This is a genomic window from Promicromonospora sp. AC04, from assembly GCF_003058225.1.
Taxonomy (GTDB): Bacteria; Actinomycetota; Actinomycetes; order Actinomycetales; family Cellulomonadaceae; genus Promicromonospora.
This window is the reverse complement of record NZ_QBUG01000010.1, coordinates 201,926-226,012: the sequence shown is the minus strand read 5'-3', so window position 1 is coordinate 226,012 and position 24,087 is coordinate 201,926. Positions and strand designations below refer to the sequence as shown.

The window sequence follows — 24,087 nt, the reverse complement described above, 5'->3', positions numbered from 1 at the left end:
CTCCCACGATGGGGGCTCCTGCGTCGGGGCTCTCGTCCACACCCGAGAACCACATGGCATTCGGGAGCGCAACACCGCAGACGATAGCGGTCGCACCCGGTTTTCCACAGATCCCCCGGTGATCCTGGACGCCGCAAGGTTCCGACGTCCAGGAGGTCACCCGGCCGCCCAGTGGATCGCCGTCGCCGCCTGGCTCAGGCCACCCCGGGGGTGGGTACGGAAGAAGATCGAGGTGCCGAACACAAACGCCCGCGCCTGTCCTATTTTGCCGGATACGGCGGCAACCTGCCCGTCGGCGGCTTTCGGCCCGTTGGGTGCGCCCGACCCGGCCGCGTCGCCCTCCCCGCTCGCCTCACCCACCCCACTCGCCTCGCCCACGCGCCCGGCCCAGTGGCCGGCCAGGAAGTCGCCGTAGGTCAGCTCCGCCGCGGTGCCCACGCCCAGGTGCGTGAACCAGACGGCCGGGTAGACGAACCCTCGGTCCTGGGCGTGGTCGTCCAGCACGTCGCCGGGAGCCTCGGTCTCGATGATGCCGTTGCCGGCCAGGTCTCCCGTCTCCACAGTGCCGCTGACCAGCCCGTACGCCTCCGCGGCCGCGAACGCGCCTGCCCCGCGCCCGACGATGGCGCTGCCGTCGTGCAGCCAGGAGCGGACGTAGGCGTGGCCGGCCGAGCCTGCCGGGAGGTTCAGGGACGAACCCACCCACAGCACGTCGGCGTCCTCGAGGCCGGTGGTGATTCCGGCGGACGCGTCCGCCTGGATCCCCCTCGCCGAGACCGGGATCAGGTCGTCGAACCCGAGCGCCGTGAGCGACAGCCTGTCGTCCTGGTCGCCCGCGTACGCGATGGTCAGGTCCTCGGCCGGCTCCCCCGCCACGTAGTCGGCGCGCGTGGCGGCCACGAAGTCGATGCCGTACCGGTCGGCGACGTCGCGTGCCGCCTGCCGCCCGTGCGGACCGACGACGGCGCTCCCGTCCGCCGTCAGCCGCACCGTCACGCCCTGTCCGAGGAGGTGGTTCAGGGCGCGATGGTCCGCGACACCTGCCAGAGGGAACCCGACGTACCGCGCCCCGCGCGGAACGGTGCCGGGCTCGGCGGTTGCGCGGACCGGGGTGGTCCGCCCGACCGGGCCGTCCGTCGTGGCGCCCACCGGGTCCACCGTCGCGCCCCAGAGGGAGCCGAGCGACCATGCGGAGACGTCGTACATCCCGGGGACCTTGGCGGAGATGTCGGAGCCGAGGCCGAGCAGCGAGTTCGCCAGCCCGCGCAGGGGCTGGTGCAGGTCCACGACGTACGAGCCCGCGGGGTAGGTGGCGCCGGCGACGCGCGCGGGGGCGACCAGCCGCTCCACCTCGACGCCGTGGAACAGCAGCGCGTCCACCAGGTCCTCGGCGTCGCTCGCCGACCGCTGCCCGGGACCCACCGGGATCACGTACGCGCGCGGCAGGCGCACCGGGTCCTGGTCGTCAGTGACGTCCCAGAGCGGCTTCCACTCGTCCGGGCCGGGGACGCCGTCGAGGTTCTCCGTGCTGAGCCGGACCTTGGGCGCGCCCGCCGCACCGCGCCGGAACATCTCGACCTGGTTCGCCAGCATGGCGTCCGAGTGGGTGTGGACGTAGTCGATCATCGACGTCATGGCCGCGATCGCGACCTCGGTGTCCACCGCCGAGTCCGCGGGCGACGTGGTGCTGCCCGTCGGGCCGAGCGGCAGCTCGACCGTGCTGGTCACCGCGCCGTGGAGCGCCGTGTACTGCGCGGTGAAGACCGGCGGGTAGTCGTCCCAGCCCGACGGTGTGTCCCGGTACGGGATCTTGACGAACCCCGTGTTGTCCTCGACCGCGTCGCCCGTGCCCGGGTCGTAGTAGGTGTTGCCGTCGATCCCCGCCGCGACGACGTCGTCCTCCACCTGGCGCGCTATCGCGTAGCCGTGCGGGATGAGCAGGTCGTACTCGTAGTTCTCGCCGTGCGGCGGGCCGGCCGGCTCCACCTGGAGCACGTCCGTGTAGCCGTGGAAGTCCGCCGCGAACAGCGGCTGCACGGCCTGCGCAGTGCGTACGAACGAGCGCGCCTCCGGCGTGGCGAGCGTGATCATGTCGCGGTTCGCGTCCAGGCCGAGGGAGGTCGACCGGGTCGCGTGGGTGCGGCCGTCGGGGTTGAGCGTGAGGCTGAACACCAGCCGGTGGCGCTCCAGGTTCTCCCTCGTCGCCGGGTCGTTCGACGTCGCGAGGTCCTCGACGACGCGCAGCGCCGCGTCGGTCCCCTCCCACTCGTCACCGTGGATGTTCGCGCTGATCCAGATCGGGGTCTTGTAGCCCGCCATCAGCGCCGGGTCGCGCGCGGCGCGGGCGGGACGCTCCCGGATCTCGTCGCGCCACGCGGCCTGCCGGGAGGTCTCCTGCCAGCGCTCCGGCGCCGTCACGGTGACCAGGTACAGGTCGCGGCCCTCGGACGACTGCCCCACGACCTGCGTCGACACCCGGTCGCTCCGCTCCATCAGCTCCGTCAGGCGCGGCGCGAGGTCCGCGTGGCTGACGGTCCGGTTCCGCTCCGTGGCGTCCCGCTCGTTCGGCGGGAAGACCCGGAGGTCCGGCTGGTACGGGTACGACGTCGGCATGCGCAGCTCGGCACCGCCGCGCTGGACCGGGTAGGGCGGGTCGGGCAAGGCGACGGCGGGTGCGGCGTTGACGGGCGATGCGACGTCGGGCGCCGCGACGGCGGGCGCCGCGAGCGAGCCGGCGGCGAGCACCACGCCCAGCAGCGCGGCGAGCGAGCAGGTGCGAACGAGCAACGGTGCCTCCCCAGCGGCAGGTCAGCCAATTCTCACCCATCCAGCCGGACAATCCCGTTGACCGGACCCGAACCCGGGGGTGCACTGTTCGCATGACCACCGAGCGCTGGACCACCGCCACCGTCTACCCCGACATGTGGGCAGACCCCGACGACGACCCGCGCGAGGCGCTGGCAAATCCCGTCGGCGAGAAGGAAACCCTCTGGAACTATCTCAAGCACTACCGCATCACGCTGGAGATGAAGTGTGACGGGCTCGACGCCGAGCAGCTGGCGCGACGGTCGGTGCCGCCGTCGACCATGTCGCTGCTCGGGCTGGTGCGGCACCTCGCGCACGTCGAGCAGAGCTGGTTCCAGCGCGTGCTGCAGGGGCAGCCGGACCTGCCCAGGCACTTCGGCAAGTCGGAGGAGAACCCGGACGCCGACTTCGACGGCGCAGTGGCCGACCCCGCCGTCGTCGACGAGGCGTGGACCACCTGGCGGCGCGAGGTCAAGGCCGCCGACGACTGGATGGAGGCGCTCCCCGAGGACGGGCTCGGCCGAACGGTCAGCCGCAACGGCGAAGAGATCCCGATCCGCGACGTCCTGGTCCACATGGTCGAGGAGTACGCCCGCCACCTGGGCCACGCCGACCTGCTCCGCGAGTGCGTGGACGGCCGCGTGGGCCAGTAGCGCGAGCAGGTTCGCTGCTGCACCCGGAAGTCCGCTTCAGGAATGACCTCAGGTACCGGATCCGGCTCGGATCGGTACCTGAGGTCATTCCGGAGGCAGACTCCGCGGCTAACCCGGTGTCACACCGAGGCCGTGGCCCGGTCCTGCTCGGCCTGCTGCTCCGCGTCGACGCGGGACGCCCGAACCCGGGACCAGATCACCGCGCCGAACGCCACCGCCGCCGCCGCGAGCGCGATGCCGATGCGGAGCGCGTGGTTGGCGTCCGCGGGCACGCTGATCGCCACCACTGCCGGGGCGATCAGCAGCGCCACCAGGTTCATCACCTTGATCAGCGGGTTGATCGCCGGGCCGGCGGTGTCCTTGAACGGGTCGCCCACGGTGTCACCGATGACGGTCGCGGCGTGGGCGTCGGAGCCCTTGCCGCCGTACTTGCCGTCCTCGACGATCTTCTTCGCGTTGTCCCAGGAGCCACCCGAGTTGGCCAGGAAGATCGCCATGAGGACGCCGGATCCGATGGCGCCGGCCAGGAACCCGGCCAGCGGCCCGACGCCGAGCCCGAAGCCCACCGCGATGGGTGCGAACGCGGCCAGCAGGCCAGGGGTGATGAGCTCGCGCAGCGAGTCCCGGGTGCAGATGTCGACGACCTTGCCGTACTCGGGGCGCTCGTCGTAGGTCATGATGCCCGGGTGCTCGCGGAACTGGCGGCGCACCTCGAACACGATGGCGCCCGCGGCGCGCGTCACGGCGTCGATCGCGAGGCCGGAGAACAGGAACACGGTGGCCCCGCCGAGGATCACGCCCACCAGGGTGACGGGCGAGATGATCTCGTAGCTGAGCATCGAGGTGACGAGCCCGGTGCCGACGGTCCCGACCTGGGCGAGCGCGTGCGACACGGCGTCGGCGTACGAGCCGAACAGCGCGGTCGCGGCGAGCACGGCCGTGGCGATCGCGATGCCCTTGGTGATGGCCTTGGTGGTGTTGCCGACGGCGTCCAGGTCGGTGAGGATCTGCGCGCCCTCCTCGTCGACGTCGCCGGACATCTCGGCGATGCCCTGCGCGTTGTCGCTGACCGGGCCGAACGTGTCCATGGCGACGATGACGCCGACCGTGGTGAGCAGGCCGCAGCCCGCGAGGGCCACGAGGAACAGGGCCAGCGAGACGGAGCCGCCGGCCAGCAGGAACACGCCGCAGATCGCGGCGGCGATGATGCCAGCCGTGTAGACGGCGGACTCGAAGCCCACGCCGATGCCGGAGAGCACAACTGTCGCGGCGCCCGTCCGGGAGGTCGCCGCCACGTGCAGCGTCGGCTTCTTGTCGGTGCCGGTGAAGTAGCCGGTCACCCAGAGGATGACGCCGGCGAGCACGACGCCGATGAGCACGGCGAGCGCGGAGACGATTCGCGGGTCGGCGGTCACGTCGGAGAGGTCGGCGGTGCCGGTCATCTGGTCGAACGACGACGGCAGGTAGGCGAAGGCCGCGATCCCGGCCAGCACGGCGCCGACGACTGCGGAGATGTAGAACCCGCGGTTGATCGCGGCGAGCCCGCTCTCGCTCCCGCGCACACGGGTGATGAAGACGCCCAGCAGCGCGACGAACGCGCCGATCGCGGTGACGATCAGCGGGAACACGAGGCCCTGCTCGCCCATCGCTGCCTTGCCCAGGATCAGGGCGGCCACGAGGGTCACGGCGTAGGACTCGAAGAGGTCGGCCGCCATGCCGGCGCAGTCGCCGACGTTGTCGCCCACGTTGTCGGCGATGGTGGCCGCGTTCCGGGGGTCGTCCTCGGGGATGCCCTGCTCGACCTTGCCGACCAGGTCGGCGCCGACGTCGGCCGCCTTGGTGAAAATGCCGCCGCCCACGCGCATGAACATGGCGAGCAGCGCGGCGCCGAACCCGAAGCCCTCGAGCACGGCGGGCGCGTCGACGTCGTACACGAGCACGACGAGCGCGGCACCGAGCAGGCCCAGGCCCACCACGGACATGCCGACGACGCCGCCGGTGCGGAAGGCGATCCGGGCGCCCTCGGCACGGCCGCCGGGGCGGGTAGCGGCCGACGCGACGCGGACGTTCGCCCGGACCGCGAGCCACATGCCCAGGTAGCCGATCGCGGCGGAGAACCCGGCGCCGAACACGAACGCGATGGAGCGCCCGACCCGGATGCCGCTGTCGCCCGGCAGCAGGAAGAGCAGTCCGAACACGACCGCGGCGAACAGCACGAGGGTGCGGAACTGCCGCTTCAGGTATGCGGAGGCGCCCTCCTGCACGGCCTGGCCGATGTCCTGCATCTTGGCGGTCCCATCAGGCGCGGCTAGCACCTGGCGACGCAGCACGAACGCACACCCGAGTGCGGCAACCGCGATGAGGGCGATCACCGCCACCGTGGTGTAGCTGCCTGCGCCGAAAACAATGCCGTCTTCGAGCATTCGTCCTCCTCGACGAGCTCCGGGGCTGTTCCCCCAGATATGTATTGCCCTGTACCTGCTTTACCTGCACAGGGCCGATGCGCCCCGCCAGCACCGTCGATGGTGGGGAAGAAGCAGAGTCTACCCACATGTGACGGCAGTCACTATGTCGAAACTGGCAGGTACCACGCCCGGATCCGGTGCGTTTACTGAGGTTCCGCTGTGTCGGTGAGCTCGCGGATCTCCTGGAGCAGCCGGTCCGCGTCCGTGAGGTCGGGCAGCACCACGTCGGCGCCCGCCTCGGCGAGCTGGTCCGCCGGTGTCGTGCCCGAGGCCACGGCGACCACGCGCGCGCCGCCCTCCAACCCCGTGCGCACGTCCTCGAGGGAGTCCCCGACGATCACCGTGTTGCCGAGGTGGAAGGTGCTGTCGTAGGTGTAGCCCGCGCGACGCTGGGCGACGGCCACGAGGGCCGGCCGGTGCGCGTCGTCGGACGAGAAGCCACCCACCGCCGCGTCGACGTACCGGTCCATGCCGAAGACGCGCAGCTTGATCAGGGCGTTCGCCTCTAGGTTGCCCGTCAGGACGGTGGACACCAGGTCAGGCTCCGCCGCGACGGTCATGAGCGCGTGCATGGCGCCGGGCAGCACGGAGCCGAGGCGCCGCACGTCCGCGGCGTGCGCCGCGAACCGCAGCGGCACCACCTCGAGCATGTGCGGCAGCAGGTCGTCCACCTCGCGCTCGGTGACCCCGTTGTCCTCCAGGAGGCCACGGATCGCCAGCGGCATGGTCACGCCGGTGCCCCTCGCCGGGAGGCGTTCGGCGGGCCGTCCCACGACCTCGGCGAACGCCTCCCGGTATGCGGTCCGGTCCACCTCCCCGACATAGACGAGCGTCCGGTCGATGTCCCAGAGCACGAGGGCCCGGGCATCTCCGCGGGAGGTGACCGGCGTGGTCACGACGTCAATGCCGCTATCCGCTCGGTCAGCACCCGCGCTCCCACGCCGGAACGTCTCGTCGACCCGCCTCGGCGGAGGTCGGCCGACAGGTCGCGCAGGTGCTCCCGCAGCCGAGCCGACTGCACGGTCTCCGCGATGCTCACCGCTTCCTCGCCGGTCGCGCAGGCCGCGTCGAGGTCGCCGGCCCGGGCATGCGCCTGGGCCGCCCGGCTGAGGAACAGCCCGTGGGTGCGGCGCTCGCCCGCGCGCTCCGCGTGGATCGCGTGCCCGAAGCTCTCCACGGCGCGCGCCGTGTTCCCGAGCGCCAGGTGCGCGGATCCGGACTGCCCGTGGATCTCGCCCTCGTTCATCCAGTACAGCCAGTGCGGGTCGTCCTCGCCGCGGCCGCGCGCGCACAGCTCCGAGGCCTCGCCGAGGGCCCGGCGGGCCGCCTCGCCCTCGCCGGCGGCGGCGTGGCCGCGCGCCTGCCGGGTCAGGAGCGTCGCGGAGAGGTGCGGCGCGTCCAGGCGGGCGATCCGACGTCGGCCCGCCTCAGCGGCACGGACCGCGTCCCGCGGGTCGCCGCTGGAGTAGCCGTGGATCGCGAGGTAGGACAGCGCGCCCGCGCCGAGCCGGTCGTCGGCCGCCGCGTGCGCGGCCCGCAGCCCGGCGAGCATGTAGGCGCGTGCCGCGTCCGGCCGTCCGGCGTCGAAGGCGAACCAGCCCGCCTGGGTGGCGGTGTCCGCGGCGACGGCGGCGAGCTTGCGGCCAGTGACCTCGTCGTACGTGCTGCGCTCCAGGACCCGGACCACCAGGGCGAGGTGGGCGCGGGCCAGGTCGGCCACCGCCCCGCTGCCCGAGCCCTTGTCCATGACCCGCAGCTCGTCGAGCGTGCCCTGCAGGTGCCCGCACAGCTCGAGCGACACCCGGGTGCCGGCCGTGGCGCGGCGCAGGGGCTCGGCCTGCTCGGCGTCCCACCGCTGGATCATCGAGTTCAGCGCGATGCCCGACGCCGGCCGTGGCGAGTCGGTCCCGGCCGCGTCGCTCATCGCGGTGGCCGTCACCGGGCCGTTCGCGTCGGTGGGCAGCCAGTCCGCGGTGTTGTCGGCGACGTGCGCCAGGCGGAGCGCGGTGAGCATGCGGTCAGCCGTCCACGGCAGCGTGGGGTCGGGCGCGGTGGGCGTCACGGGCTCCTGTACGGCGACGGCCTGGCCGGACGTCGCGGTGCGCGCGGGCGCGGCGGCGTCGGGCAGGGGGCTGATGCCCGGGAGCGGGAGGCGCACCAGGTCCGGCGGCGTGCCCAGCCCCGTGAGGAACTGGACCACGCGTGAGACGTCGGTGAGGCGGCGGTCGCCGCACTCGAGCATCGACAGGTAGGACTGGCTCAGCCCGGTCAGGGCCGCCACGTCCTCCTGGCGCAGTGGGACGAGCTGCCGCACCATGCGGCTGACCTGGCCGAAGTCCCAGTCGGCGAGCGCCGATCGGACTGCTTCGTCCTGCCAGACCCGTGACGGCACGCTGGGCAGCGACACCACGGGGACTGACTCGGTGCGCCGGCACGCGGCGCAGCGGGCTTCGGAGTTGTAGCGGCTGAGGACACAGCCACATCGGGCGCAGGTGCGAACGGTTGCACGAGGCACAGGGGGCTCCTGAGGGTCCGGCATTTCTCTTTTGCCGAGTTCACGGCTCTGGATGACCACAGTGGTATCACCCCCACGAGGTCCATGCATCCGGACGGTACTAGGTATTTTTCTCCAGACCAACGGACAACCTGGATCGTACGTTTTCGCAGGTCAGCCGCGGCCTTACTTGGACGAACGTCCAACTTGTGCCCGAATTGCGTCAATTGTAGACCGGGACGGATCAAACAAAAACATGCAAAACCGCAGGTCGCTCCGAAGAACCCCGGTTCCGCCCCGATCCGGGAGGTTTCGACGATTCAGCGACCGAGAACGGCCGTCATCGCCCGCGAGAGGTACCACGGGTCGACGACGGCGGTGAGCTCGCGCGCCGAGTGCATCGACAAAATTGGCACTCCGACGTCCACGGTGCGGATGCCCAGACGCGTCGCGGAGATCGGGCCGATCGTGGAGCCGCACGGCATCACGTTGTTGGAGACGAACTCCTGGGTGGGCACGCCCGCGTCTCGGCAGGCCGCGTTCCAGGCCGCCGCGCCGTGCGCGTCCGTGGCGTAGCGCTGGTTCGCGTTGATCTTGAGGATCGGGCCGCCGCCGGCGACGGGGTGGTTGGCCGGGTCGTGGCGCTCGGCGTAGTTCGGGTGCACCGCGTGCCCGACGTCGGACGACACGTGCAGCGACGCCGAGAACGCGCGGGCCCGCTCCTCCGCGGTGGCGCCCAGGGCGGTCGAGATGCGGACGAGCACCTCCTCCAGGAACGGCCCCGCAGCGCCCGAGCGGGACGCGCTGCCGATCTCCTCGTGGTCGAAGGCGGCGAACACCTCGACGCTGGTCGAGCCGGCTCCGGATGCGCTCCGGCCCAGGATCGCCGTCAGCCCCGCGTGCGTGGAGAGCAGGTTGTCCAGCCGCGCCGAGGCGAACAGCGCCTGGCCGGCGCCGAAGGCGCGGGCAGGCTGCGTGTCGGCCAGCACTATGTCGTAGCCGCCGATCGCCGCGGGGTCGACGCCGGCGTCCGCCGCGAGCGCCGCCAGGATGTCCGCGCTCTCCGCGTCCCCCAGGCCCCAGACGGGCTGCGTGTGGCGCTGCTTGTCCAGGGCCAGACCTTTGTCGTTGACGCCCCGGTCCAGGTGGATCGCGAGCTGGGGGATGCGCAGCATCGGTCCGGTGCGCACCAGGTGCTCGGTGCCGTCGTGCGTGACGATCCGGCCGGCCAGCTCCAGCTCACGGTCGAGCCAGGAGTTGAGCAGCGGCCCGCCGTACACCTCAACGCCGGCCTGCCACCAGCCGCCCGCGCCGTGCGTGGTCGGCTTGGGCTTGAGCTTGAAGCCCGTGGTGTCGGTGTGGGCGCCGACGATGGTGAAGCGGGTGGTGGGGCCCGCGGCGTCGGGCACGGTGAAGACGATGACCGAGCCGTCGCGGACCACTGCATAGCGCCCGCCCGGGGTCACGCCCCAGGCGGCGTCCTCCGCGAGGAGGGTGAAGCCCGCCGCCTGTGCGCGCCGGGCCACCTCCGCGGCAGCGTGGAAGGACGACGGCGACGCCGCGACGAGCGCGCCCAGGTCCTCGGCGTGGAGGCGGGCCTCCTCAGGGACGGCGGAGGCTGCGGTCTGGGCTGGGGATGTCTGGACGGTCACCTGCCCATTATGTCGCCGCGGCCTACCCGCGACTGAGAGCGCCTGCCCGTGTTCCCAGGTGCACGGAGAGACTCGGGCAGGCGCTCTGCATCGCGGACACGTCGTGGGTCAGTCGCCGGCGGAGTAGTACTGCCAGGTGCCGTCGGTGGCAGAGATGGCGATCCGCATGCCCTGGTAGCCATCCGTCCGCTGGGCCTCGGCCTCCTCGGCCGTGAGCAGGCCCGCGTCCACCACCTCCTGCCACGCCTCGTCCGAGTCGGCGAACTCCGGGGTGGCGACCCCGGGCCAGACGACCGTCTCGCTACCCGGCTCCTCGCCGCTGACCTGGCCACCGCGGGTACCGGTCAGCAGGGCGGCGAGCGTCCGGTAGTGCTCCGCGTCGGACTCGGGCAGGGCGAAGGTCTGCTCCGGGGTCTCGGCGCCGGACATGAGCTCCGTCTCCGAGTCCTCCGCCAGAGCGATCAGCGCGTCGGAGTCGCAGTCCATCGCCGCGATCACGATGGCCCCAGAAGTTGCCGCCGCACCCTCCCTCGGCGAGTTCCCCGGGACGAACGGCGGGTCGAAGTCGGTCGCCGAGCAGTCGGGCCCGGTGTCTTCGCCAACGGGCGTCGCCGGCTCGAGAGACACCCAGGCCCGCGCTACACCGTCGGGCACGCTCGGCAGCCGGACGTCGACGGCCTCCCAACCGCTTTCCGGGTATGGCAGGACCCCGACTTCCGACCCGGCCTCGTCTCCGTCGCAGGAGATCTGGCTCGTCCCGAGCACCTTGCCGGTGGATGGCAGCACCAGCTCGATCGAGAGCACTGCCTCCGGGTCGGAGCCCTCACACTGGCCGATGACCCTCATCGCGGTGTCATACGGGTAGGTGCGCTGGGTCATCTCGGCCGTGACCCAGTCCGTGGTGCGGTCCAGCTCGAACCGCGAGACCTCGCCTTCGGCCGGCTCCGGGAACTCGATGGTCGACTCACCGCCACGCGTCCCCGGGCTGTGGGCACCGTCGGTGTCGATGTGAACCGTCACCGGCTGGCTCACGGCCGCGGTCCGCTGGCCTGAGGCAACCTGCGGAAAGCCGACCACCCGTACCTCGTAGTCACCCTCGGGCAGTGGCGTCTCGAAGACCGGATCGGTCCCGGTCTCCGTCGGTGCGCACGAGGTCGCCGCACCACCCTGGGCCTCGACCGTGCCGTCCGGGTCGGTCCGGAGCAGTGGCTGGCGCTCGTCCGAGCCACCGAACACGTCGGGACCGAGGTCCACAACTACGCCGTCCCGGCTCCACACCAGTGCCAGAGAAGCGTCGAGCGTGCCTGGCCCGCCCATGAGCCTCGACGCCATGCCCCACGACATCGTGGGGTCGCCCTCGAGGGCCGCCGTCCTTGCGTAGATGTCACCTGCCGAGGCCACCGACCAGCCCGGCGCCGTGGACTTCAGGTCGGCCACCGGCATGCCGCAGGTCAGGTCGCTCCAGTCGAGCCAGGGCGGCTGGTAGCCGTCCTGGAGCTTGAACTCCGGCGTCGGCGCGGACGTCCCCGGCAACAGCTCTGCCTGGTCCGGCGGCGCAAGCTGCCCCGCCCCGAGCACCAGCGCACCCGCCAGGGCGAGCGCCCCGCCGCCGAGCCCGCCCAGCTTCGCCGTCCGACGCCGCCGCACGCGCCTGTTCATGATCGGCATGGCCGCGGCTGGCCCCGTGGGCGATGCCGGGTCCACCCCGGATGCCATCGCGCTGAAGGTCTGCTTCAACAGGCCGCTCTCGGCCGGGTCCACCCAGCCGTGGTCCTGGCCCGGGCCGTCGTCGTGCTGGTTCATCGCAGTGCTCCTTCCGCCGCGGCCGCTCCGGCCGGTTCCAGCACGTCCCGCAGGGCGTGCAGCGCGTCATGCAGGTGCCGCTTGACGGTCCCCGGGGCGTTCCCGAGCGTCTCCGCCACCTGCTCGATCGTCATGTCCTCGAAGTAGCGCAGCACCACGCACGCCCGCTGCCGGGGCGAGAGCCGGGTGAGCGCCTGCACCACGTCCGCCCGGGCCGTGATGCCCGAGTCGGGGAACCGCACCCGGTCGTCCGTCGCGACCCTGGGCTCGATATCGGCCCAGCGCTTCCTGCGGCGCCATCCGTCCAGGTACAGGTTCAGCACCATGCGGCGCACGTACGCCTCGGCGAACTCCACGGGTGCGTGCTTGCCCCGCGCGCCGCCGTCCAGCGGCACCGTGTGCATGCCCGGCGTCGTCCGATCGCGGCGTCCGCCCGGCCGCACCAGGCGCGAGCAGTACTTGACGAGCGCCTCCTGCACCAGGTCCTCGGCCTGCCGGACGTCGCCGCACAGCGTGTAGGCGTACCCGACGAGCACCGAGCCGCGCTGCGCGACAAGCGTCTCCAAGTCTTCGTGCCAGCCCATTGCCGGCTCCTTCCTGCCAACTTGAACGTATCGACGAACCAACCGGCCAGGAGGTTGGGGTAGGGGCCGCATCAGTTCTCTGTCCGGGCGGGGCTGTGTCCTGGCGGTGGGCGGTGGGCGGTGGGCGGTGGGCGGTGGGCGGTGGGCGGGTAAGGATAGGGACATGGTCGAGACGGTGGACAACCCTGTGGACGACGTCGGGCGATCCGCCCGGTCGCCGTATCCGGCACGGTTTCGCGCCGCCGAGGCACGCGGAGCGCGGATCGGCCGGCCGCTGCGTCTGCTCGGACGCGTGCGCGGGGTTGACGAGGCGCTCCTGGACCGGATCGGCCGCGCCTTCTTCGAGGAGGACGACGCCGGGGCGGCGCTCGCCACCGCGATGCGACTCCCGGCCGGGGACCCGGGACGAGTGACGCATGCGCAACTCCGTGAAGCGCTGACCGCTCCTCCGCAAGGGTCCGCTGATCACGAGATCGGTCGGTTGCACGGGGATGACCGCGAGGTCGGTCCGTTGCACCGAGATCGGTCAATTAATGGACCGATCTCGGTGCAAGAGACCGATCTCGGCACGAGAAGTCAGCAAAGGACCGATCTCGACGGGGGAGGCCAGCAAAGGACCGATTTCGGCGCGGGCACCCCAGAGCCGTTGCGCCGGTTCCTCGACGAGGTCACCGCCGTGCCCAGCTGGGTGGACTGGGATCTTGTCGAGGCGGGTGCCGCCGTGCAGCGCCGGCTCGGGCAGAACGCGGGCGACGTGTTGCTGCAGCTGTCGCTCGTGGGCGGGTACCGGTTCGGCGGGCCGGCGGACCTGCTCGCAGCGACCGGCGCGCTGACGGGCGGGACGCTGCGGCGGCTCGTGGAGACGCAGGAGTGGACGGTCGGGCTGTACGAGCCCGGAGCCCTGCGACCGTACGGCCCGGCGTGGCGCACCACCGTGCACGTCCGGGCGATGCACGCGCTGGTCAGCGCGTCGTTCACGAGCTCGTCGCGCGCCAGGTCATTGGGCGCTACCTCATCCAGCACCAGCCCATCCGGCACCAGCGCATCGCGCGCCAACTCATCCAGCACCAGCCCATCCGGCACCGGCGCATCGCGCGCCAACTCGTCGCGCTCCGGCCGGCGGGACGCCGGCTCGTGGGATACCGGCCGGTGGGGTCTGCCGATCAACCAGGCCGACCAGGCGGCGACGCTCGGGCTGTTCGACGGCGCCCTGATCGTCGGGTGCCGGTCGCTCGGGGTGCGCATCCCGCCGTCGGACAGCCGGGCCGTGGTGCACCTGTGGAAGTGGGTGGGGCACCTGATGGGCGTGCATCCCGACTTCCTCGTCGACGACGAGTGGGCGCGGCACCGCATCAACTACCACGTGCTGCGCGCGCAGGCCGGGATCTCCGACGCGGGGCCGCGCCTTGCCCAGGCGGTGATCGCCGCGCAGGCCGAGCGGGTGTACCCCGGGCCGGCCTGGTGGCAGCCGTGGCGGGCGCGGTTCGAGCGCGAGCGGCTGCTGTCGATGCTCACTGTGTTCCTCGGGGTGCGCAGCATGCGCGAGCTCGGCCTGCCGCTGCGCCCGCCGTGGGCGCACGCATATGTGCTGCCGCTCAACGTGTGGCGTTACCACCTGCTCGGGCGCTCCCGCTGGGGACGGGAGTGTCTCGAACGCTGGGCACGACGCCGTAACGACACGACCCTCGCGAGCTACCGGCCAGAACTTCCCTGACGGGTCGGGCGTCCAGGTCACCCCAGTGACCTGGACGCCCGACCCGCGGGTCAGGGGATGGTGACCGTGACGGGGTCGCTGAAGAGCAGGTACTCCTCGGTGTCACCGGACCCGGGGTCACCGATGTTGTGCGCCTGCACGGCCCGGACCTGGTACGTCCCTGCCGAGCGGACGTTGTCGTAGCCGAGTCCCTCGTCGACATCGACCTTGTCCGCCTCGATGCAGGAGTTCTCCGAGCCCGTCCTGGCCTCGCCGTTCCACTCCCCCGTCTCGTTGAGCGCGGGCGGGATGTCGTAGTTGGCCTCCGCCCACGACCTCCCCATCTCGACCACCCGACCGCCCTGCGACCAGATCAGCAGCGCGGTGTCCCCGATGTTCTCCGTGTAGACGCCGCTCCCCGCGCCCTGGACGAACCCCGGCATCTCCCCGGTGAGCCGGACCGGGATCGATCCGCCCTCACCGCGCTGGTAGCTCAGGTCGCCGGTGATCTCGATCGACACCGACGGGCTCGTCGACACGAGGTCCTCGTCCGACATGCCGCACCACAACGGGAAGCTGTCCCCCCATGGCTGGTACCCGTCGTCGAACGGCGCGGTGATCAGGTCCGTGTTCGTCGCGACGGACGACGCGCTCACCTCCGGGGTCGGTTCGACGGACGCGGCCCCCGACGGCGTCGCCTCCGGGGTGCTCGACGGCGTCGCGGACGGCGTCGGGCTCGCGGACACCGTCGGGCTCGGCGAGACGCGCGACGTCGGGACCTCCGACGGCACCGGCCCCGTCTCGGTGCTCTGCACCGTGGGCCGGCCGGGCAGCGGCTCGGACCGGCTCCACGTGCTGGCCTGCGCCGCGCTGAAGGCGAGCGCGCTGATCACCACCGCCGTGCTCAGCCCGACCGCCCCGGCCTTGGCGAGGCGCCAGGTGCGCACCCTGCGCCGCAGGAGCCCGAGGTTCTGCTCCGGTGTGCTGGGCACGCCGGCGGGCGTTGCGCCGTCGACCAGCGCGTCGATGGTCTGCTTCAGGACGTCGCGGCCGGGGCCGAGATCGGCGTCGAACCCGAGGTCGTCGTGCCCGTTCATAGGAGGCCTCCTTCCGGCACCAGCACCCCACGCAGGGCGTGGATCCCGTCGGCCAGGTGTCGCTTGATGGTGCCCTGCGCGATGCCGAGCGTGTCGGCGATCTGGGGCACGGTCAGATCGTCGTAGAAGCGGAGCACCACGCACGCACGCTGGCGCGGGCTCAGGCCGCGCAGCGCGGCCGTCACGTCGGCGCGGGCGGTGATGTCCGACGCCGGGGCCTTCACCCGGTCCTCCACCGCCACCTTGGGCTCCGCCTTGCGCCAGAGCGCGAACCGGCGCGTCTCATCGAGGTAGAGGTTGAGCATCGTCCGGCGCACGTACGCCTCGATGCCCGCGTGGCTCCCGCCGTCGTTCAGGGGGAACTCGGTGTGGCCCTCCGTGCCCGCGGCCTCGGGGCGGCGGAACCGCCGGAAGACGCGGACCAGGGCGTCCTGCACCAGGTCCTCCGCCCGGCGCACGTCACCCGTCAGCGCGTACCCGTACCCCACGAGGGCACGCCCCCTGCGTGTCACGAGCTCCGTGAGCTCGTCGTCCCAGCGGGTGCTCACCACGCACCCCTGTCCAGCTGTTCTCCAGCCACCTTGTCCGTCTCCTCGCCGGCGGGCCCTGTGCCCCGCTCAAACTGTCTTACGAGCGGGGCACAGGAACCGTTGGGGCGTGGGCCGGCCTCCTCGGATCAGTCGGTGGGGGAGTAGTACCGCCAGGTTCCGTCCTCGGCGATGCCGATCACCATTCCTGTGTAGCCGAAGGTCTCGTCCGCGCGCTGGGCGTCGGCCTCAGCCTGGGTGAGCAGGCCGGACTCGACGACCTCCGCCCAGGCCTCGTCCGAGTCGCGGAACTCCTCGGTAGAGACCCGCGGCCACGTGATCGTCTCGTTCCCGGCGTCCCCGCCGTTCACGACGCCGCTGGTGCCGGTCAGCAGGCGGACCAGCGTCTCGTACGGCAATGCGTCGGTCTCGGGCAGGCCGAAGACCTGCTCCGGGGTCTCGGTACTGAACATGAGCTCCGTGCCGTGCTCGGTCGCCAGCTGGATCATCGAATCGGAGTCGCAGGACACGGCCGCCGCCACGATGAGCTGGGCGGTCGTACCGGCGGCCGCGGTCGGCGAGCTCTCCGGGTCGTAGACCAGGTCGGGGTCGAAGGTGCTCGCCGAGCAGTCGCTCGTCGTGTCCTCGCCATCGGCCGATACGGCCGGGCCGAGGACCGCCCAGAGCCGCGCGACGCCGTCAGGCACGGTACCCAGACGGATGTCCAGCACCTCCCCGCCGCCCGCGAGGACCCCGAGGGGAGTCACGGACCGAGCGCCGCCGCAGGCGATCTCGCCGGAGCCGAGCACGTCGCCGGTGGAGGGCAGCACCACGTCGAACGACACGCTGTCCGCCGGGTTCGGGCTCTCGCACTGGGCAGTGACCGACACGACGCCGTCCGTCGAGTAGCCGCGTTGGGTCAGCTCCGCCGTGACCCATTCCGTGGTCCGGTCGAGCACGAACCGCGACTGCTCGCCGGGGCTTGGGGCCGACGGTTCGACAGTCGCGGCGCCGCCGCGCGTCCCCGTCGCGGTGTGCGCACCGTCGGCGTCGATGCGGACCGAGACCGGCTCGCTCACCGCCGTCGCCCATTGGCCCGAGGCGATCTGCGGGTAGGCAACCACCCGCACCTCGTAGTCGCCCTCGGGGAGCTGCGTCTCGAAGAGGTCGGTCGTGCCGGTCTCGCTCGGCGCGCAGGTCGTCAACCCGTTGCCCGTGGCCGCGATCGCTCCCTGGCCTGCACCGAGCAGCGGCTCGCTCTGCGGGCCCGGCGCCTCGAGGACGTTCGACCCCAGGTCCACGACCACGCCACCCTGGCTCCACACCAGAACGGGGGCGACGTCGAGCGTGCCCTCCCCCTCCGCTACCGTCGCCGCCATGCCCCACGACGTCGAGGGCTCACCGTCGAAGTCCGACGTCCGGGCGTAGATGTCACCGGCCGCGGCAACCGACCAACCCGGCGCCGTGGACTGCAGGTCGTCCACCGGCATGCCGCACGTCAGGTCGCTCCACTCGAGCCAGGAGGGCTGGTACCCGTCCTGGATGACGCCCGTGGCGGGCGCAGTGGTCGGTTCCGCCGTCGGGTCCAGCCCCCGGCTCGGGGCGTCGTCCGGGCTCGCGTACGCGTCAGGCGACTGCGCTCCCGGGACGACCGGATCGGCGCTGTCCCACAGCGGCGTCTGCACGACGCCGAAGGCGAGCACACCCGCCACCACGAGGCTGCCGCCCGCGAGGCTGCCGATCTTGGCGGCGCGACGGCGCCGCACACGATCACGGATCACTCCGAATGAGATGTGCAGGTCGTCCACCTCCCCACCGGGCATCTCGTCGGCGGCGCCGTGGAGCGCGCCGCTCAGGAAGTCGTTGTCGTCGGTCCAGTTCTCATGGCTCATCGGGCGGCCCTCCCTTCGGCCGGTCGGAAATCGTCGGGGCGCAGGATCTCCTGCAGGTTCGCGGTGGCGTCGGACAGGTAGCGCTTGACCGTGCCCTGGGCGGTGCCGAGCGCGTCGGCGATCTGCGGCACCGTCATGTCCTCGAAGTAGCGCAGGACCACGCAGGCCCGTTCGCGCGCGCCGAGCTTGGCGAGCGCCGCCATCACGTCGACGCGCGCCGACGCCGCCTGGTCGGCGCCGCGGGTGCTGTCGTCGTCGGCCAGGAGGTGCTTGACCCCGGTCCAGCGCTGCCGCTTGCGGTAGCCGTCCAGGTAGATGGTGAGAACGGCGCGTCGCACGTAGCCCTCCGCGTTCGTGAACGGGGACTCGAGGTCGTGCGCCTGGCTGCCCTGGGCCACGGCCACCGATCTGCCCCGGCCCGGGACGCCGCGTAGCCGCGAGTAGACCTTGACCAGTGCGTCCTGGACCAGGTCCTCGGCGAGCGCGCGATCGCCGGAGAGCATGTAGGCATAGCGGACGAGGGCGCTTCCGCGCGTCCTCATGAGCTCATCGAGCTCGCTCTCCCATACCGCCATGGCCACCTCCCCGGTGCGTATGTGCTGTCATCGTCTCCACAACCACCATGACGCGCCGGGTGAGGGTTTCGTTGGTCAGTCGCCGATGAAGTACCCCAGCGCTGCCTCGACGGCTACGTACTGCGGCTCATCGTCCGAGCCGGGGTCGAGCTCGGTGAAGGCGTAGACGTCGTAGCTGCCGTCCGGGAGCCCCGCCTCGGGGTGCGTCAGGCAGGTCGTGTCGGGCTCGACCGGGACGACGACGGACGCCTCGCCCTTCGCGTCGACGTGCAGCCTCTCCGCCGGTTCGGACCAGATGTCGTGTCCGAAGCCGACCACGCGCCCCTCTCTCAGCCAGACCAGCGCGAACGGAGTACGGGTCGTGTCGACGGCCTCGCCCTTCGTCTCCGTGAACGTGATCCTCACCTTCTCGTCGGGGGCGTCGGCGCTGCCGGCGGGCTGCGCCGTCAGCTCCAGGCCCGACCGGATCCTCGGCACCTGCGGCCCGGCCGGGATGTCGGACGCGTGCGCGCCGCAGGTCAGATCGGTGCCCTCGAGCCACTCCGGCTGGTAGCCGTCGCGGATGTCGACAGTCAGGGGCGCCTCGCCCGGTAGCTCGACCTCGGGAACCTCCATGGTGACCGGCTCGCTGACGGCCATCTGGCCGGCACCGTCGTCGGACGCCGGTTCGAACCACGGCATCACCGCGTACACCTCGTAGGTGCCGGCCGGGCGCGCGTCCAGGTACTCCTCGCTGATCGCGCCGCTCGTCCAGTCCCCGCACGCCGTCGCCGCGGACGCTGTCGCGACGTCGGCCTTGGTGTCGCCGGCCTCGGGGATCACGTAACCGCCCTCGTGCCAGCCCTGGCCCAGGTCGACCACCTGGCCGTTCTGCGCGAAGACCAGCAGGGGCGCGCCGCCGTCGAGGGCAAGCCCGGCCTTGTCGGTCCGCGTGACCCGGACGTGCGCCTCCAGGCCGTAGCCCGACGGCCTGACGTCGCCGGTGAGCTCGAGGCGCACCCTGTCGGAGGTGGACGTCAGCTCCGTCACCTCCATGCCGCACTCGTACTGCGGGCCCTGTTCCTCCCAGGCGCTGGGCACCCAGCCGCCGCCGACCGCGGCATCGGGGCTCTGCGTGGCCGGTACGACCGGCTCCGACAGGAGCCGCGCGGGCCCCCACAGGGCCGCCATCGCCAGCAGGCCCGCCAGCACCAGCGAGGCGCCGCTGAGGGCGCCGACCTTCACCGCCCGGCGGCGGCGCACCGAACCGGACACCGCGCCGAGCCGCTCCTCGAACGAGGTGTCCATCTCGGGGGCCGCGATCTCCGCGAGCGAACCGCGCAGCAGCTCCATCGCGTTGAACAGGTGCCGCTTGATGGTGCCGGGGCTCGTGCCGAGGGTCTGCGCGATCTGCGGCACCGTCATGTCCTCGAAGAACCGGAGCACCACCGCCTCGCGCTGCCGCGGGGACAGCTGGGCCAGCGCCACGCCGACGTCGACCCGGGCCGTCGCGACGCCCTCCGCCGCGGGGACCCGGTCCTCATCGGCCAGCAGGTGCTTGATCCCCGTCCAGTTCCTCTGCCGCCGAAAGCGGTCCAGGTAGATGGTCAGCATCGTCCGGCGCACGTAGGCCTCCGCGTTCGTCAGCACGGGTTGGTCGCGGTCCAGGTCCATGACGTGCCCGCCGTCGTCGTCCATCCCCCGCGGGCGCCGCAGGCGCGAGAAGACCTTGACCAGCGCGTCCTGCACCAGGTCCTCGGCCTGCACCCTGTCCCGCGTCAGCGTGTACGCGTACCCCACCAGTGCGCGGCTGCGCCGCGCCATGAGCTCCTCGAGCTCGTTCTCCCACTGCGCCATCGAAGACTTCCCCTCTCGCTGTCATCCTCCCTGACGGGTGAGAAGGGAAGAACGATGAGGCTGCCAGCGAGAAATTCACAGGGACCGCGGCCAACGGTCCGTGCCGCGGTGGTCATCGTCAGTTTTCGACGCCGTACTCGTACAACGTGCAACGTGCTCGCGGAGATGAACTGCCGCTCACCGTCCGACTCGGCGACGCCGTCCGCGGACCGGCCTGCTCGATGACGGATGGGGAAGGGAAAACGATGTGCCGCAGTGAGGAATTCAGCCTCCGACGCGGTATCCGAGCACGGCGTGCAGGGACAGGAACTGCCGCTCGCGGGCCGATCCCGGATCGAGCTCCATGAGCGCATGCAGGTCATAGTCCCCAGCAGGCATCCCTGCGTCCGGATTCTCGAGGCACGTCCGGTCGGCTTCGACCGGCACTACGACGGACGTCTCGCCCTCTGCGTCGACCTGGAGGTCCTCCACGGGATCGGACCAGACGTCGCGGCCGACCCCGACCACGTACCCATCGCTGAGCCAGACCAGCGTGATCGGCGTGCGAGTCATGTCGACGGCATCACCCTCGGTCTCGTTGAACGTGATCGTCACATCGTCTCCCGCGGAATCGCCGTCCAGACCCATGCCCGACTGCGCGGCATCGCTCTCCAGTCCCAAACCCGACCGCTCCGATTGCACCCGCGGGCCGCCCGGGATGTCGGACGCGTAGACCCCGCAGGCGAGGGTTGTGCCCTCAAGCCACGGCGGCTGGTAACCCTCGCGGATGTCGACGGTCAGCGGCACCTCGTCGGGCATCTCGACAGCCGGGACCTCCATGGTGACCGGCTTGCTGACAGCCACATCGCTTATGCCCGACCCGTCGCCCCACGAAATCACCGCGTACACGTCATAGGTACCGGCCGGGCGCTGATCCAGGAACACCTCCCAGGGTCCCCCGCGCGTCGTCCACGACCCGCACGAGGTGGCGGCGGTCGCCTCGGCAACATCGTCCGCGGACTGGCCGGCGCCAGGCAGTTGATACCCACCGTCGTACCAGCCCCGGCCGATGTCGACCACCCGCCCGTCCCGCGCGAAGACCAGCAGCGGTTGCCCGCCGTCGAGGGCCGGACCCTCGACATCGGTTCGGGTGATCCGTACGGGCGCGGTGAGGCCGGGAACTGGCCCAGTGTCCGTTGGCGCGATGTCGCCAGTGATCTCCAGGCGCACGGTGTCAGAGGACGACACCAGGTCCGTCACCTCCATGTCGCAGTGATACTGCTCGCCCAACGAGTGCCAGGAGGTGGGCGACGAGCCTCCGCCGACCGCGGCGTCGGGGCTCGGGGTGGCCGGCGGCACCGGCTCCGAAAGGAGCCGTGCGGGCCCCCACAGCGCCGCGAGCGCCAGCAGGACCGCCAGCACCATCGACACACCGGCGACCGCACCCACCTTCGCGGCCCGACGGCGGCGCACCGCACCAGCCACCGTGCCCAGCCGCTCGTCCAGGTCCGTCTCCATGGCGGGCGCCACGATCTCCGCGAGCGACCCGCGCAGCAGCACCATCGCGTCCGAGAGGTACCGCGTGATCGTGCCCGGCCTCGTCCCCAGGGTCTGCGCGATCTGCGGCACCGTCATGTCCTCGAAGAACCGCAGCACCACCGCCTCGCGCTGCCGCGGGGACAGCTTGGCCAGGGCCACGCCGACGTCGACCCGCGCGGTGGCGACCCGGTCCGCGCCGGGCGACCGGTCGTCGTCGGCCAGGAGGTGCTTGAGGCCGGTCCAGTGGCTCTGCCGCCGGTAGCCGTCCAGGTAGATCGTCAGGATCGCGCGCCGGACGTACGCCTCCGCGTTCGTCAGGTGCGGCCGGTCCAGATCTACGGCCTGCTGTCCGCCGTCGGACATACCGGGCGGACGGCGCAGGCGCGAGAACACCTTCACCAGCGCGTCCTGCACCAGGTCCTCGGCCTGCCCCCGGTCCCGGCACAACGAGTACGCGTACCCCACCAGAGCCCCGCCACGTCTCGTCGCGAGCTCCGTGAGCTCGGCCTCCCACTGCGCCACCGAAGTCGTCCCTTCTCCCTGTTTCATCGCTCCCTGACGGGCGGGAACGCGAAAACGATGCAGCGGACGGCAGGAATGTTCGCCGCCCGCTCCGGGTCACCCCCAGATGACATAGGTGGACGATGCACCCACGGAGACGAACTGCCGCTCGCCGCCCGAGCCGGGGTCGAGCTCCGTGAGGGCATACACGTCGTAGTTCTCGTGGTTCCCCCTCGGCATCCCGGCGTCCGGGTCCTGGAGGCAGGTCCGGTCGGGCTCGATCGGCAGTTCGACGGACGCCGTGCCGTTCGCTTCGACCCGCAGGTCCTCCGCGGGGTCGGACCAGACGTCGCTGCCGACCGCCACCACTTTGCCGTTGCTGAGCCAGACCAGCGTGACCGGCGTGCGGGTCGCGTCGACCGCCTCCCCCTCGGTCTCGGTGAACGTGACGGTCACCTTGTCGGCGAGATCGCCGGACTCGCCGGTGGCCTCGGCCGACAACCTCAGACCGGACCGTTCCGAAGCCAGCTGCGGACCACCAGGGATGTCGGACGCGTAGGCCCCGCAGGCGAGGCTCGTGCCCTCGAGCCACGGCGGCTGGTAGCCGTCGCGGATGTCGACGGTCAGCGGATCCGCCGCCGACATCTCGACCGCAGGGACCTCCATGGTGACCGGCTCGCTGACGGCGATGCGGCTCGTGCCCGCGTCGTCTTCCCACGGCATCACCGCGTACACGTCGTAGGTACCGGCCGGGCGCGGATCCACGTACTGTTCCCAGTCCTCCCTGACCCCGGCGTACGTCGTCCATCTCCCGCACGCGGTAGCGGCGGTGGCATCAGCGACGTCGTCGGCGGACTGGCCGGCTCCGGGCAGGGTGTAACCGTTCTCGTGCCAGCCTCGGCCGAGGTCGACCACCTGGCCGTCCCGCGCGAAGACCAGCCTGGGCTGCCCGCCGTCGAGCGCTGGGCCTTCGGCGTCTGTCCGGGTGATCCGGACGGGCGCGGCGAGCCCGCCGTCCGCGGACGGAGTGTCCGCCGGCCCGACGTCGCCCGTGAGCTCCAGGCGCACGGTGTCGGAGGACGACACGAGCTCCGTCACCTCCATGCCGCAGTGGTACTGCGGGCCTTGCGAGCGCCAGGCCTCGGGCGCCCAGGCGGCGCCGACCGCTGCGTCCGGGCTCGGGGTGGCCGGCGGCACCGGCTCCGACAGGAGCCGTCCGGGGCCCCAGACAGCGAACGCCAGCAGGCCCGCCAGCACCAGGGAGGCGCCGCTGACAGCGGCCACCTTCGCGGTCCGACGGCGGCGCACCGCACCGGACATCGTGTCCAGCCGCTCGTCCAGGTCGGTCTCCATGGCGGGCACCGAGACCTCGGCCAGGGCCTGGCGCAGCACGGCCGTCGCGTCGAACAGGTGCCGCTTGATGTTCCCCTGACTGGTTCCCAGAGCGGCCGCGATCTGCGGCACCGTCAGGTCGTCGAAGAACCGCAGCATCACCGCCTCGCGCTGCCGGGGCGAGAGCTGCTTCAGCGCGACACCGACGTCGACGCGGGCGGTGGCTACCCGGTCCGCCCCGGGGGAGTCGGCGTCATCGGCGAGGAGGTGCTTGAGGCCCGCCCAGTGGTTCCGCCGTCGATACCCGTCCAGGTAGATCGTCAGGATGGCGCGGCGGACGTAACCCTCTGCGTTGTTGTTCGGCTCCGGCCGGTCCAGGTCGTGCTGGGACTGCTCGCCCACCGACGGCGGGCGGCGCAGGCGGGAGTAGACCTTGACCAGCGCGTCCTGCACCAGATCCTCGGCCTGCGACTTGTCCCGCGTCAGCGAGTACGCGTACCCGACCAGCGCCCCGCCACGGCTTGTCGCGAGCTCCGTGAGCTCGGCCTCCCACAGCGCCATCGAAGATGTCCCCTCTCCCCACTCATGGTCCCTGCCGGGTGGGAGGGAAGAACGATAGTGGTGGTGACGAGAATGCGTGTCGGATCCGCGGTGGCTGCG

The 24,087-nt window shown here is 71.8% G+C and carries 16 protein-coding genes; 2 read left to right on the top strand and 14 right to left on the bottom strand.

The window, feature by feature from the left end; genetic code table 11:
- Positions 1–156 precede the first annotated feature (156 nt).
- Positions 157–2,787, bottom strand: coding sequence for a M14 family zinc carboxypeptidase (locus tag C8K30_RS24080; RefSeq protein ID WP_108495426.1), 2,631 nt, complete (start codon positions 2,785–2,787; stop codon positions 157–159).
- 92 nt (positions 2,788–2,879) lie between these two features.
- Between C8K30_RS24080 and C8K30_RS24075 the strand changes: the two genes are divergently transcribed.
- Positions 2,880–3,458: a DinB family protein gene (locus tag C8K30_RS24075; RefSeq protein ID WP_108495425.1), complete on the top strand. Its 579-nt coding sequence runs from the start codon at positions 2,880–2,882 to the stop codon at positions 3,456–3,458.
- A 119-nt stretch (positions 3,459–3,577) separates the two neighbouring features.
- Here C8K30_RS24075 and C8K30_RS24070 read toward each other — a convergent pair whose 3' ends face one another.
- From C8K30_RS24070 to C8K30_RS24045, 6 genes are all read right to left on the bottom strand, one after another.
- Positions 3,578–5,881 carry a sodium-translocating pyrophosphatase gene (locus C8K30_RS24070; protein ID WP_108495424.1) on the bottom strand — a complete coding sequence of 768 codons (2,304 nt, stop codon included), beginning with the start codon at positions 5,879–5,881 and terminating at the stop codon, positions 3,578–3,580.
- Positions 5,882–6,066: 185 nt separating this feature from the next.
- Positions 6,067–6,819, bottom strand: a complete 753-nt coding sequence (locus C8K30_RS24065) for an HAD family hydrolase (protein WP_108495423.1) — start codon at positions 6,817–6,819, stop codon at positions 6,067–6,069.
- Entirely contained in the window at positions 6,816–8,330 is a 1,515-nt protein-coding gene (locus C8K30_RS24060) for a helix-turn-helix transcriptional regulator (RefSeq protein WP_233257401.1), read from the bottom strand. The genes C8K30_RS24065 and C8K30_RS24060 overlap by 4 nt, the downstream gene beginning before the upstream one ends.
- A gap of 407 nt (positions 8,331–8,737) precedes the next feature.
- Positions 8,738–10,069 carry a M18 family aminopeptidase gene (locus C8K30_RS24055; protein ID WP_108495421.1) on the bottom strand — a complete coding sequence of 444 codons (1,332 nt, stop codon included), beginning with the start codon at positions 10,067–10,069 and terminating at the stop codon, positions 8,738–8,740.
- Positions 10,070–10,177: 108 nt separating this feature from the next.
- Positions 10,178–11,872 carry a hypothetical protein gene (locus tag C8K30_RS24050; protein WP_108495420.1) on the bottom strand — a complete coding sequence of 565 codons (1,695 nt, stop codon included), beginning with the start codon at positions 11,870–11,872 and terminating at the stop codon, positions 10,178–10,180.
- Positions 11,869–12,456: a SigE family RNA polymerase sigma factor gene (locus C8K30_RS24045; RefSeq protein WP_108495419.1), complete on the bottom strand. Its 588-nt coding sequence runs from the start codon at positions 12,454–12,456 to the stop codon at positions 11,869–11,871. Before C8K30_RS24045 ends, C8K30_RS24050 begins: the two co-directional genes overlap by 4 nt.
- Before the next feature lie 163 nt (positions 12,457–12,619).
- Here C8K30_RS24045 and C8K30_RS24040 point away from each other — a divergent pair, with 163 nt between their 5' ends.
- Positions 12,620–14,170: an oxygenase MpaB family protein gene (locus tag C8K30_RS24040; protein ID WP_108495418.1), complete on the top strand. Its 1,551-nt coding sequence runs from the start codon at positions 12,620–12,622 to the stop codon at positions 14,168–14,170.
- A 50-nt stretch (positions 14,171–14,220) separates the two neighbouring features.
- Here C8K30_RS24040 and C8K30_RS24035 read toward each other — a convergent pair whose 3' ends face one another.
- The 7 genes from C8K30_RS24035 to C8K30_RS24005 all read right to left on the bottom strand — a co-directional run bounded on the left by C8K30_RS24035 (position 14,221) and on the right by C8K30_RS24005 (position 23,988).
- Positions 14,221–15,246 (bottom strand): hypothetical protein, encoded by a 1,026-nt coding sequence (locus C8K30_RS24035; protein ID WP_108495417.1) that lies wholly within the window; start codon positions 15,244–15,246, stop codon positions 14,221–14,223.
- Positions 15,243–15,794: a sigma-70 family RNA polymerase sigma factor gene (locus C8K30_RS24030; protein WP_108495416.1), complete on the bottom strand. Its 552-nt coding sequence runs from the start codon at positions 15,792–15,794 to the stop codon at positions 15,243–15,245. The genes C8K30_RS24035 and C8K30_RS24030 overlap by 4 nt, the downstream gene beginning before the upstream one ends.
- A 128-nt stretch (positions 15,795–15,922) precedes the next feature.
- Positions 15,923–17,665: a hypothetical protein gene (locus C8K30_RS24025; protein WP_108495415.1), complete on the bottom strand. Its 1,743-nt coding sequence runs from the start codon at positions 17,663–17,665 to the stop codon at positions 15,923–15,925.
- Entirely contained in the window at positions 17,662–18,240 is a 579-nt protein-coding gene (locus C8K30_RS24020; protein WP_108495414.1) for a sigma-70 family RNA polymerase sigma factor, read from the bottom strand. Before C8K30_RS24020 ends, C8K30_RS24025 begins: the two co-directional genes overlap by 4 nt.
- A 75-nt stretch (positions 18,241–18,315) precedes the next feature.
- On the bottom strand, positions 18,316–20,076 hold the full coding sequence (locus C8K30_RS24015) for an RNA polymerase sigma factor (protein ID WP_108495413.1): 1,761 nt from the start codon (positions 20,074–20,076) through the stop codon (positions 18,316–18,318).
- Positions 20,077–20,340: 264 nt separating this feature from the next.
- Positions 20,341–22,116, bottom strand: a complete 1,776-nt coding sequence (locus C8K30_RS24010; protein ID WP_108495412.1) for an RNA polymerase sigma factor — start codon at positions 22,114–22,116, stop codon at positions 20,341–20,343.
- A 96-nt stretch (positions 22,117–22,212) separates the two neighbouring features.
- Complete coding sequence (locus tag C8K30_RS24005; RefSeq protein WP_108495411.1) at positions 22,213–23,988, bottom strand: RNA polymerase sigma factor; 1,776 nt, start codon at positions 23,986–23,988, stop codon at positions 22,213–22,215.
- Positions 23,989–24,087: the final 99 nt, after the last annotated feature.

Excerpts from the sequence above, each read along its gene's own strand:
- C8K30_RS24075 (WP_108495425.1), top strand. The coding sequence starts at position 2,880 with ATGACCACCGAGCGCTGGACCACCGCCACCGTCTACCCCGACATGTGG.
- C8K30_RS24070 (WP_108495424.1), bottom strand. The coding sequence starts at position 5,881 with ATGCTCGAAGACGGCATTGTTTTCGGCGCAGGCAGCTACACCACGGTG.
- C8K30_RS24050 (WP_108495420.1), bottom strand. The coding sequence starts at position 11,872 with ATGAACCAGCACGACGACGGCCCGGGCCAGGACCACGGCTGGGTGGAC.
- C8K30_RS24045 (WP_108495419.1), bottom strand. The coding sequence starts at position 12,456 with ATGGGCTGGCACGAAGACTTGGAGACGCTTGTCGCGCAGCGCGGCTCG.
- C8K30_RS24040 (WP_108495418.1), top strand. The coding sequence starts at position 12,620 with ATGGTCGAGACGGTGGACAACCCTGTGGACGACGTCGGGCGATCCGCC.
- C8K30_RS24035 (WP_108495417.1), bottom strand. The coding sequence starts at position 15,246 with ATGAACGGGCACGACGACCTCGGGTTCGACGCCGATCTCGGCCCCGGC.
- C8K30_RS24025 (WP_108495415.1), bottom strand. The coding sequence starts at position 17,665 with ATGAGCCATGAGAACTGGACCGACGACAACGACTTCCTGAGCGGCGCG.
- C8K30_RS24020 (WP_108495414.1), bottom strand. The coding sequence starts at position 18,240 with ATGGCGGTATGGGAGAGCGAGCTCGATGAGCTCATGAGGACGCGCGGA.
- C8K30_RS24015 (WP_108495413.1), bottom strand. The coding sequence starts at position 20,076 with ATGGCGCAGTGGGAGAACGAGCTCGAGGAGCTCATGGCGCGGCGCAGC.
- C8K30_RS24005 (WP_108495411.1), bottom strand. The coding sequence starts at position 23,988 with ATGGCGCTGTGGGAGGCCGAGCTCACGGAGCTCGCGACAAGCCGTGGC.